A 12,717-nucleotide genomic window follows, 5' to 3' on the forward strand; every position below is an offset into this window, starting at 1 on the left:
AATTTTGAAAGGAAGTGTGCTTTGGTACACTTCCTTTTTTTTACCCAAAGCCCATGAAGCGAAGGAACATACTTATCATCCTGTTTCTTTCCCTTTATTCCTGTCAAAAGGAAGAGAAAATTACTGATTTCACTTTTCATCTCTTATCAGAGGAAGAATCAGGGATCACATTTAGAAATGATCTCATATATACCGAAAAGGTCAATCCATACACCTTTCGAAATTTTTACAATGGTGCCGGAGTGGCGCTTGGAGACATTAACAACGATGGATTAATAGATATTTTTTTGGCAGGCAATCAAACCTCTAACAGACTTTACCTCAATCAGGGAAACCTGAAATTCAAAGACATTACCGATCAGGCTGGATTAAATTCTACTGGCTATTGGTCGACAGGAGTAAGCATTGCTGATGTCAATGGTGATGGTTTATTGGACATCTATGTGTGTAAATCAGGTCCTCCGGGCGGAGAAAAACGCCACAACGAACTGTTTATCAATAATGGAGATCTTACGTTTACCGAACAATCCAAGGAATATGGCATTGCCGAAGAAGGATTGAGTCAACACGCTGTATTTTTTGATTATGACAAGGACGGAGACTTGGATATGTATCTCCTCAGCAACTCTGGCCGATCCGTAGGTATCTACGACCTACGGGATGGACAGCGAGATATTCGCGATCCGGATGGAGGAAATAAACTTTTCAGAAATGATGGCGGAAAATTCATCGACGTCTCTGAAGAAGCAGGAATCTATGGAAGCGCCATTGGATATGGACTTGGAGTGACAGTAGCCGATCTGAATGATGACAATTGGCCGGATTTGTATGTGTCCAATGACTTTTTTGAGCGGGACTATCTTTATCTAAACAATCAGGATGGGACATTTTCAGAAGTTTTGACAGATTTACTTCCCGAGATCAGCATGGGAAGCATGGGTGCTGACATTGCCGATCTAGACAATGATGGTCGCCCGGATATTTTTGTAACCGAAATGCTCCCAAATGAGCTTTCACGGGTCAAGACCAAAACGCCATTTGAAGATTGGGATAGATTCCAATCAAGTGTCAAAGCCGGCTATCATCATCAATTTACCAGAAATACACTTCAGCGAAATCTTGGATTCAGACCTGGGACTCAAATTCCTATTTTCTCCGAAGTCAGTCGCCTTGCAGGTGTAGCCGCGACAGATTGGAGCTGGGGAGCATTGATTTTTGACATGGACAATGATGGCATGAAGGACATCTTCGTTGCTAATGGCATTGTGAAAGACCTCACAGACTTTGACTTTGTGGACTTCTATGTCAATAATCAGGAAAAAGTGAAAGGCTATCGGGAGGACTCAGTTCTTTTGACCAAAATGATCGATGCCTTTCCTTCCAATCCTCAGGCAAACTTCCTCTTCAAAAATCTCGGAAATTGGAGCTTTGAAAACAAAGCCAAAAGTCAGGGCTTGGATCAGCTTACTTTTAGTACAGGTTCGGCCTATGCCGATTTGGACAATGACGGAGACTTGGATTTGGTCATCAACAATCTGAATGAACGGACTTTCATCTACAAAAACACAACAACAGATTTCAACAAAGGAAACCACCTGACTATCGAACTTGGTAATGCATTTGGGGCGCAAGTCACAGCATATTCAGGAAATCAAAAATTCTATCAGGATTATCAGCCTGTTAAGGGATATATGTCTTCGGTAGATCCTAGAATTCACTTTGGATTGGGGAAAATAGAAATACTGGATTCCATTCAAATTCGCTGGCCGGATGGGAAAAGCCGGATTTTGAAGGATATCCAAGCAAATCAAACATTAAAGCTTTTTCCTGAAGAAGAGGATACAACTCAACCAAAATTTCTACAGGCTCAGAATTCGTTTTTAGTTCAAAAAGAATCGCAAATACCTTTTCGCCATCAGGAGAGCGATTTTGTGGACTTTGACCGAGATCGACTTCGCTTTTGGATGATTAGTAATGAAGGCCCAAAAGCCGCCAATGCAGACATCAATGGAGATGGATTTGAGGATTTGTTTTTGCCTGGTGCAAAAGATCAATCCTCCGCGCTTTTACTTCAAAACTCAAGTGGAGCTTTTAAAGATCATCAATCAGCACTCTTTGAACAGGATGCGATAGCAGAAGATGTCACAGCACATTTCTTTGATGCCAATGGTGATGGAAAGATGGATTTGATCGTAGGAAGTGGTGGTATCGAGTTTGGGGATTTGTCACCGGCCTATTCAGATCGGCTATACCTCAATGATGGAAAGGGAAATTTTCAAAAGTCTCCCCAAATCTTCTCCCCTACTCCTACGGCATTTATCCTTTCTCAGGATATTGACGAAGACGGGGATTTGGATTTGATCATGGGTTGTCGGGCTGTCCCGTTTGCTTATGGTATTCCTTGCGGACTCCAAATCTGGGAAAACGATGGCATGGGTAATTTCACAGAAATCTCGACCAGTTTAAACCCCGAACTTTCCAAACTGGGCATGCTGACTTCAGGGGCCTTGGCAGATCTGGATGGAGATGGCAAGGATGAAATCATCCTCGCAGGTGAATGGATGCCGATCCGGATTTTTTCCTTTCAGGAGAACAAGCTCATCGAAAAAACTGCTGATTTTGGCTTTCAAAATACTAAAGGCCTTTGGAATTGTCTGTTGGTCAAAGATGTGAATGGAGACGGAAAACCAGATATACTGGCTGGGAATCATGGTCTGAATTCCAGGCTTCGAACAAATCCCAACTCTCAACTCCGGTTGGTCATCAATGATTTTGACCAGAACGGAACACTGGATCACATACTTGCCAACTATGAAAATTCAAGAAGCGTTCCTCTGGTTCTCAAGTCCGCACTGATTCGACAGATTCCCAGCCTGAGAAAGCAGCTTCTGACCTATGAATCCTATCAAAACAAATCGCTGGAGGAGCTTTTCCCTCAAGCAGTTTGGGCAAATTCCTTAACTTTGCAAGCTGATATTCTGGAAACTAGTCTTTGGATCAATGATGGTCAAGGAAAGTTTCTCTCTGTGAATTTGCCCATCGAAATACAATCCGCTCCTGTCTATTCGATCACTTCAATCGGCCAAGATTCTAAAATCCCATATTTGATTTTCGGAGGAAATCAAAGTCGAATCAAACCCGAACTGGGAAGTCAAATGGGGAGTTATGGCTGGGTGTTAAAGCCAGATGGAAAAAATCAATGGAAAACACTTCTGCCATTGGAAAGCGGATTGTTTGTGCCGGGTGAAACCCGTGATATGATCCAAATCAAACTTGAAAACAAACCAAATTTAGTAGTCCTTAGAAACAATGACACGCCACTCGTTTTTGAAATTCGTTAACAGTTTAGTCCTTGCCTTATTCCTTTTCTCCTGCCAATCAGAGTACGAGAAGCTGGAGAAGAAAGAGCTTGCCTCAGGCAAACAGGTCAAAGAACTGTTTTTTGGCTTGGAGCTGGGAATGGATAAAAAATCCTTCTTTGAAACCTGCTGGGATTTAAACAAGCAGGGCAAACTGACCAATGGACCTTCGGCTCTTTCCATAGAATACAAAGCCCAAATGGCTTCCGGAAATCCCGCGACTATGCGCTTTTATCCAAAGTTTGAACAGGACAAAATTTACCTGATGCCTATCGAATTTACTTACGAAGGTTGGGCGCCATGGAATGATGACTTGAGTGCCGAAAACCTCCGTGAAGACGTAGTCAAATTGTTTGAAGAATGGTATGGGCCTGGATTTATTGAAGTTACAAACGAGGATAAGTCCCAAATTGTATTCGTAAAAATGGATGGAAACCGCAGAATACGGATTTTCAAAAAGCACATTTCAGCCGTGAGAGTTGAAATTTCTGATCTTCCAGTAGAGAAAAAACTAAAAGGAAACGCTAATTCATGAGACACCTCAGTGCAAGCATTTTTCTTCTGATTGTGCTTTTTTCCTGCAAGGAAGAAAAGGAAAAAGCACCTACCCTTTTCCAAGAAATTCACATGCAATCTTCTGGAGTAGATTTCAGTAATGATTTGAGTTTTGACGAAAATTTCAATGTTTTCACTTATCGGAATTACTATAATGGTGGTGGAGTAGCCATTGGTGACATCAACAATGACGGGCTGGTTGATCTTTATTTTACAGCCAACCTAGGCCCTAACAAACTTTACCTAAACAAGGGTGATTTCAAGTTTGAAGACATCACTGAAAGTGCCGGAGTGGCCGGTACCCGTGCTTGGAGTACCGGAGTAGCCATGGCGGATGTCAATGGGGATGGCTTCCTTGATATCTACGTCTGCAACTCAGGCGATATATCAGGGGACAACAAGCAAAATGAGTTGTTCATCAATCAGGGAAATGGCACCTTTATAGAGATGGCCGAGGCCTATGGATTGGCAGATCAGGGATTTTCCACTCACGCTGTGTTTTTTGATTATGACAAGGACGGTGACCTTGATGTATATCTTTTGAATAACTCTTATCAAGCAATCGGAAGCTTTAACAAGATGCAGAATGAGCGTCCCAAAAGAGACTCAGTCGGTGGGGACAAGCTCTTTAGAAATGACGGGGGGAAATTCACTGATGTATCCGAAGAGGCTGGAATCTATGGATCAATCATAGGTTTTGGATTGGGTATCACCATCGGAGATGTCAATCAGGATACTTGGCCAGACATATTTATTTCGAATGATTTCTTCGAAAAAGACTACCTCTACATCAACAATCAGGATGGGACCTTCACTGAATCCCTAGAAAGCTCCATGCGCTCGATCAGTGCTGCTTCCATGGGTGCAGATATCGCAGATGTAAACGGAGACGGATTGCTGGACATTTTTGTCACAGACATGCTACCCGAACCTCAAACACGCCTAAAGCAAGTGACGACTTTTGAGAATTGGGACAGGTTCCAGTTTAATAAGACTCATGGCTACCACTATCAGTTTTCCCGCAACATGCTGCATATCAACAATGGCGACGGAACGTTCAGCGAGATGGGCAGGCTTGCAAATGTGGAAGCTACAGATTGGAGTTGGGGAGCCTTGATGTTTGACATGGACAATGACGGACTTCGGGATATTTTTGTCGCAAACGGTATCTACCAAGATATCACTGACCTGGATTACCTCAATTTCATAGACGATGAACAAACCAAAAGTCAGATTATATCCGAGGGTGGAGTTAATTACAAGGCACTGATTGATCCGATTCCAGTCAATCCGATTCCAAACTATGCTTTCCATAATCTGGGAGAATTGAAATTTGAAAATAAAGCGGATGCATGGGGTTTAGGCAAAGCCATTCATTCCAACGGTGCAGCTTATGGAGATCTGAATAATGACGGCACATTGGATTTAGTCGTGAACAATGTGAATAAACCTGCGCAGATTTTTAGAAATAATGGGAAAAGCTTAAATCCAGATAACCATTCGATTCAATTCAAATTGATAGGAAAAGGGCAAAACACCCAAGCAATTGGTACACAAATTCGAATTATAGCAGGTGATAAAATCTTTTATTCCGAGCAAATGCCTAACAGGGGATTTCAATCTTCGGTTGATCCGAAAGTTACTGTAGGACTTGGGCCGATTACTCAGGTGGACCTGATCCAAATTCTATGGCCTGACGGCAAATACACAGAATTGAAGGATCAAGCAGTGGATCAGCTTTTAGAGTTAAAATGGGAAGACGCAAATGAGCTTCCTGCTGGAAAATCTTTTTTTAGTACCAATCCAACACCTCAATTTTCTAAAGTCGATAATCCGGGATTGGAATTTATTCATAAGGAAAATGACTTCGTGGATTTCGACCGGGATCGTCTGACATACTTTATGTTTTCGACTGAGGGCCCTGCATTTGCCAAAGCGGATGTGAATGGTGACGGGATCGATGACCTCTTTTTTGGTGGAGCCAAAACCTTCCCTGCAAAACTTTTTCTAGCTGACCCTATGGGGAAATATATAGAAAGCCCACAGGAATCCTTTTTAGCCGACGTGCTTTCCGAAGATACAGATGCAGTTTTCTTCGATGCGGATGGAGATGGAGATTTGGACTTGTTTGTGACTTCAGGCGGAAATGAATCCGGCTTTGGATCACCTGACCTCTCAGACAGACTCTATTTAAATGACGGTAGAGGAAATTTCACTAAAAATTCCACGGCTGGCTTTGATGCGGTCACTGGGAGTTCAAGCACTGTCGGCCTTATAGACATCAACGAGGACGGGGCTTTAGACCTGATAGTGGGCGGAAGGCTTGTTCCTTTCACTTACGGCGCTCCAGCAAGTAGCCAACTTTGGATCAATGACGGCAAAGGCAATTTTACAGAGCAATCTGCCACTCTCGCTCCGGCATTTAAGGATCTGGGAATGGTGACCGACTCACAGGTTTTTGATTGGGATCGAGACGGGAAAAGCGATTTAGTCCTAGTCGGAGAGTGGATGGCACCTACTTTTTTCAGGAATACAGGAGGAAAGCTCGAAAAAGTCGAAATGCCCAACCTAACCAATTTGAAAGGCTGGTATCGAAGCGTTGAAATCGGAGATTTTGACGGAAATGGATTACCGGACATTGTCTTGGGAAATCACGGATTAAATACACGATTTAAGGCTTCGGTCACCTCTCCAATAAGTTTGTTTTTGAATGATTTTGACCAAAACGGATCAATTGAGCAGATTTTCACCCAGAAAGTTGGGGACATTCAAATTCCATATACTTTGAAACATGAGTTGGAAAGGCAAGTGCCAACAATCAAGAAAAAGTACATTCGCTATACGGACTACAATAACAAGGGCCTTAATGATATTTTCTCAAAAGAAATTATAGATAAGTCCATCGTGCAGGAAGTCAACAACTTTGAGTCAGGGGTTTTAATAAATCTTGGCGAAGGAAACTTCAAATGGAAGCCTTTTCCAAGAATGGCGCAGCGTTCTTGGACTTTTGCAATCCAAATGCTTGACATCAACAAAGACGGAATTCTTGATTTGATTTTGGGAGGAAACTTGGCACAGATCAAGCCGGAAATCGGGAAGTTCGATGCAAGTTTTGGTGAAGTTCTCATCGGTAAAGGCGACGGAACCTTCACTTTCAGCCCAAATTATCAAAATGGACTGAAGCTCGAAGGAGATGTTAGGGCCTTTTCACTTTTAGGAGGCAACCGGATTCTAGTGGTAAAAAACAGCGCAGCTACTGAAATTTGGAACTACTGATGCGTAGATCGAATGGAAATTTAACTTGGTTTTTTGCTCTCGGGATTTTGCTTTTTTCCTGCAAAAAAGAAAAACAGGAGCAGGTTCCACCCCTTTTCAGTTTACTTTCTTCGGAGCAAACTGGAATTAATTTCAAGAATCAGCTCACCTCAAGTCCTGAAAATAACATCCTCGAATACCTCTATTTCTACAATGGCGGCGGAGTAGCAGCAGGAGATATTAATGGGGATGGCTTGGTTGACCTCTATTTCACAGGAAACCAAGTCCCAAATAAACTCTACATCAACAAGGGAAATTTCCAGTTTGAAGATATCACCGAATCGGCCGGTGTCAGCGGTGACGGAGGTTGGTCGACAGGCGTCACGATGGCCGATGTGAATGGGGATGGATTATTGGATATCTACGTTTGCCAAGTTGGAGATCTTCCAGGAATCGAAGGAAAAAACAAACTCTACCTAAACCTCGGTGATGGAAAGTTTCGCGAAGCAGCGGCCGAGTTTGGGCTTGACTTCAAAGGATACAGTACACATGCCGTGTTTTTTGATTACGATCGGGACGGGGATTTGGATATGTATTTACTCAACCACAACGTCAAATCACCGGAAGTATTTGCCAAAGCTGGGGCTCGGGAAAAAAAGGATCCTAGCGGGGATAAACTTTATAAAAATCTGGCGTCTGAAGGAAAAATCGGGTTTGAAGATGTGACGGAAGCATCTGGAATCTATTCCAGTATTTTGGGTTTTGGCTTAGGAGTAAGCGTCGAAGATTTCAACGGGGATGGATGGTTGGACATTTACGTTTCCAACGATTTTACAGAAAATGACTACCTCTATCTCAACCAGCAGAATGGCACTTTTCGCGAGGCGCTAAATGAATTGATCCCAAGCACCAGTCGATACAGCATGGGAAATGATGCTGCTGACTTGAATGGAGACGGATTGCCAGAGATTTTCACCACAGATATGCTGCCCGAAGACCCTGAAATTTGGATGAAATCCGTAGGCGAGGACAAAGCTGAGGTCTATCAGGTCAAGCAGCAATTTGGCTATCAGGATCAATATGTACGGAATCACCTTCAACTGAACAAGGGTGAAGCAGGCTTTGCCGAAATCGCAATTTTTGCAGGCGTACATGCCTCAGATTGGAGTTGGTCGCCCTTGATTTTCGACATGGACAATGATGGATCGGCAGATATTCATGTGACCAATGGAATTGTCAAGCGACCCAATGACCTCGATTTCATCCAATACAGTCAGGAAGTTGATCCAAATCTCAGCATGGAGGACTTCCGAAAGAAGCAGATCGACATGCTTCCAAGCCTGAAGATTTCAAACTTTGCTTGGAGAAATCAAGGAAATCTTGAATTCAAAAATGAGGCTAAAGCACTGGGTTTGGATCAAGAAAGCTATTCCAATGGTTCGCTTTATGCAGATTTGGACAATGATGGTGACCTTGATTTAGTGGTCAACAACTTGGATCAAGAAGCTTTTATCTATGAGAATCACTCCGAAAAATCAGGAAATAATTTTCTAAGAATCGATTTAAAAGGCGAGGGTAAAAATTCATTCGGAGTTGGCGCCAAAGTGATTCTTTTCTCCGAAAATCAAAAATGGTCTCAGCGACTTAGTACGAGTCGAGGATTTCAGTCCGGGCCATCCACTACTTTGGTTTTTGGTTTGGGGGAAACCTCTTCGGTAGATTCAATTCAGGTAAACTGGACAAATGGAGCATCAGAAATCTTCCCAAAAACCACCTCAAATCAAAGTTTGGTTCTTGCTCAAGGTCAAGGACAACCCTTCGAAATAACAGCTCGAGTAAATCCTTCAGAGCATAATTTCCCTCAGGTAAATTGGGTGCATATCGAAAAAGATGAGGTGGACTTTATCAAACGGGAGTATTTGGCACCAAAGAGCTTTTCCAAAATGGGTCCTGCATTGGCTGTAGCTGATGTAAATGGGGACGGATTGGATGACTTCTACCTGGGCGGAGCCAAAGATCAGGCCGGGGCATTTTTCCTACAGAAACCCGATGGTCAATTTGATGAAATTGTCAATCCCATGTTTGCTCAGCTCGCCAAAGCCGAGGATGTGGTTGCGGAGTTTGCGGACTTCAATGGTGATGGGTTTTTGGACTTGTTTGTCGGTAGCGGTGGCAATGAGTATGAGTCAGGTAACCTCTTTAATTTTGACCGAATCTTCTTTGGAGACGGTACTGGCAACTTTAGATTTTCTATGAACTCCTTGCCTCCTATTGGCGAAAATACCTCTTGTATAGCAATTCACGATGTGGACGGGGACGGAGATTTGGATCTTTTCATCGGTAGTTCAGTCAAAAGTGGAGATTATGGCGCAAGCCCAAAAAGCAGCTTACTAATCAACCAAGGAAATGGTCAATTCAGGGATGAAACCGAATCATGGTTTGGATCTGAGTTTGAAATTGGGATGGTCAACACTGCAACTTGGGCCTATCTCAATAGTGACGGGAAAGCGGAATTGTTAATCAGTGGTGATTGGCAAGGAGTTCGGGTATTTGAGCTTTCTCCTGAAAAGAAACTCAATGAAATCAAACCTCAAGGCCTCGAACATTCAGCAGGTTGGATCAATACAATTCAAATCGCTGACATTAATGGCGACGGTCGATTGGATATTTTGACAGGAAATCTGGGACTGAACAGCAAGCTCAAGGCTTACAAGGAAAAACCAGTTTGGCTCTATCATCATGACTTTGATGAGAATGGACAAGCAGATCCGCTGATCTTTCATTATATGGGAGCCAAGCTTGTTCCATTCGCCACAAGGGATGATTTAATCCGACAGCTTCCCGGAATCAAGCGCCAACATAATTCGTATCAAGACTATTCGAAAATCAGCAAACCGGAGGATCTTTTTCCTAAGGAAGAAATCGCTAAAGCACGAAAACTCCCAGCCTATGAATTCCGATCCGGAGTTTATTTCCAGCAGGCTGACGGGAGTTTTGAGTTTGAATCTTTCCCAGAGGAAGCCCAATGGAGTCCTATTTTCACAATTGAAGTGGATGGGCAGATTGGGACAGTTTATCTCGGAGGCAATTCCGCGGATTTCCGAGTGGATCTAGGAAAGTCTATGAATGTTGGAATTTTGGCTTACAAGTGGAACCAGTCATCTTGGTTGGAAGTTAAAAAGATAAATAATTCGAATCCGATGGCTATCAGAGCCCAAATTGGAAATTTAAAAATCCTGAAAACGAATAAGGGAGATCTACTCCTTGGAGCTCAAAACAATGGCCCGTTAATTTGGATTAGATAAAAACATGAAGAAAATCATTTGGCATTGATTGCCTTATACTTAGCTTTAAACTCGAAATACATCTCATGTAAGTTGATAAAACCCAATCACCCGCAAGGGAAAACCTATCGTCAACTTAAAAATGAAACCCCTTTTATGCGTATCCTTAAATTAATTTGTCTCACACTGGTACTCGGCGCTGCAATCACTGCGTGCAAGGAACCGGTAGACTACACCAATGCGATCAGCGATGGACAATATTTCCATCGTGCTCAGAACCGTGTCACAGAAGTCATCATTCATGATATCTTCTCTCCGCCGGTTGCGGCTAGGATTTACTCCTATTCCTCGCTTGCCGGCTATGAAGTCGCGGCTGCCAGTGACCCTGTCAATTATGCTCCCTTGATGGGGCAATTGAACGGTTCGGAAGCCATTCAGATGCCAGTTCCGGAAAAAGTTTACCCACCTTTGGCTGCTTTGGCGGCATATTATCAGGTGGGTACTACACTGATCTTTTCGGAAGAGAAAATGAATGAGCATCGCGATGCTGCTTTTGCTAACCTTAAAAAGAAGGGTATTCCCAAAGATGTGTTTGAAGCTTCGGTGAACTATGGAAGAGAAGTGGCAGCGAAGGTTTTGGCTTATGCCAAAAAAGACAATTACCACGAAAGTCGTTCTTTCCCAAAGTACAGTGTATCGAATCAGCCTGGTACCTGGCAGCCTACTCCTCCAGCATATATGGAGGCAATCGAGCCGCACTGGAATAAGATCAGAACCTTCGTATTGGATTCGGCAGCACAGTTTCGCGTGAATCCACCTACTCCTTTCTCGACTGATCCCAATTCTCAGTTTTATAAGGAGGCAAAGCAAATTTATGATTCTCAAAATACTGCTGACAAAGCCCAAAAGGACATTGCGTACTTCTGGGACTGTAATCCATACAAAATGAATGTGAAAGGCCATGTGATGTTTGCAGAGAAGAAGATCACACCAGGAGGACATTGGATGGGTATCGCATCTATTGCATCAGCTGCTGCGGAGAAAGACTGGAAAGGTACGGTGGAAGCTTTGGCTATGACTGGAATTTCCCTCAATGAGGCCTTTATCGCCTGCTGGGATGAGAAGTATCGTAGCAAATTGATCCGTCCGGAGACCTACATCAATCAATACATCGACGAGGACTGGGTTCCGCTATTGCAGACTCCACCTTTTCCCGAACATACCTCAGGTCATAGCGTGGCTTCAAATGCCGCCGCTCATACTTTGGTTCAGCTTTTTGGTGACGAACTGCATATTGTGGACAGTACCGAAGTGGCTTATGGCCTACCGATTCGGGAGTTTGACGGCTTTAGTAAAGCAGCAGCCGAAGCATCGATTAGCCGATTCTACGGTGGAATCCACTACATGCCAGCTATCGAAGAAGGAATCAAACAGGGTACACAAGTGAGTGAACTGATTTGGCAGAAAATTTCGACGAAGCCGGATCGAGTGGCATTGTTAGAAAGACGCTAGATATTAGACACAAGATTTTAGACAAGGAAATCAGAAAGCCAAATTCAGAAAGTTTATCTGCTATAAGAAGGCTGAAATGCTAGAGGCAAGACCCGAGAAGCAAGAAACAAGACGTTAGATTTTAGACTTAAGATGTTAGAAAAAGATGTGTGAATAAACAAACCTGAAAGGGTTAAACTTTGAATAACTTGTCAGCCGTGGTGGAGCCCCGTGTGAAACGCGGGGAATTGAAGATATTAAATCAGGGACGACAACCCTGAAAGGGTTGAGCAATTTCTGTTAATTTGTAAATATTGTGTCAAGGCAAATAAGGATGAGACAATAAGGCTGAAAGCTAAAGTCAGAAAGCTAAAAGTAGCGAGATACAAGAGAGATCCCGAGGCGAGAGTTTCGGGATTTTTGTTTTTGATTTTTTAACCATTAAGAAAGTTTAGATCATTTAGAATTGAAATTCAACGCTTCATTTTTCACTTAGAACTCAACTCGAAATGCTTTGAAATTAATGCAAGATTTGATCTCCAAAACTTAATTTTCTCAATTCCCCTAATGGTTAAAAGCCATTACTTACTCTGAAAAAAATTAAATTAATTACACTTTAAGATTTAGACCTAAATCCAATTAAAAAAAATTTTTAACCATTAAGAAAGTTTAGATCATTTAGAATTGAAATTCAGTGCTTCATTTTTCACTTAGAACTCAACTCGAAATGCTTTGAAATTAATGCAAGATTTGATCTCCAAAACTTAATTTTC

General features: G+C 42.6%; 5 protein-coding genes. All 5 read left to right on the forward strand.

Going from position 1 to position 12,717, the window contains the following annotated elements:
- Window positions 1–53 precede the first annotated feature (53 nt).
- The 5 genes from ACK4HU_RS11100 to ACK4HU_RS11120 all read left to right on the forward strand — a co-directional run bounded on the left by ACK4HU_RS11100 (window position 54) and on the right by ACK4HU_RS11120 (window position 11,965).
- Window positions 54–3,341, forward strand: coding sequence for a VCBS repeat-containing protein (locus tag ACK4HU_RS11100; RefSeq protein WP_409806725.1), 3,288 nt, complete (start codon window positions 54–56; stop codon window positions 3,339–3,341).
- On the forward strand, window positions 3,328–3,894 hold the full coding sequence (locus ACK4HU_RS11105) for a hypothetical protein (RefSeq protein WP_409806727.1): 567 nt from the start codon (window positions 3,328–3,330) through the stop codon (window positions 3,892–3,894). Before ACK4HU_RS11100 ends, ACK4HU_RS11105 begins: the two co-directional genes overlap by 14 nt.
- The gene (locus ACK4HU_RS11110; protein ID WP_409806729.1) at window positions 3,891–7,190 is read left to right on the forward strand and encodes a VCBS repeat-containing protein; all 3,300 of its coding nucleotides are present in this window, start codon (window positions 3,891–3,893) and stop codon (window positions 7,188–7,190) included. The genes ACK4HU_RS11105 and ACK4HU_RS11110 overlap by 4 nt, the downstream gene beginning before the upstream one ends.
- Entirely contained in the window at window positions 7,190–10,474 is a 3,285-nt protein-coding gene (locus ACK4HU_RS11115; RefSeq protein ID WP_409806731.1) for a VCBS repeat-containing protein, read from the forward strand. Before ACK4HU_RS11110 ends, ACK4HU_RS11115 begins: the two co-directional genes overlap by 1 nt.
- A gap of 135 nt (window positions 10,475–10,609) precedes the next feature.
- On the forward strand, window positions 10,610–11,965 hold the full coding sequence (locus tag ACK4HU_RS11120; protein WP_409806733.1) for a vanadium-dependent haloperoxidase: 1,356 nt from the start codon (window positions 10,610–10,612) through the stop codon (window positions 11,963–11,965).
- Window positions 11,966–12,717 lie beyond the last annotated feature (752 nt).

Origin of the sequence: Algoriphagus sp. (genome assembly GCF_046296635.1) — a bacterium.
Classification (GTDB): domain Bacteria; phylum Bacteroidota; class Bacteroidia; order Cytophagales; family Cyclobacteriaceae; genus Algoriphagus.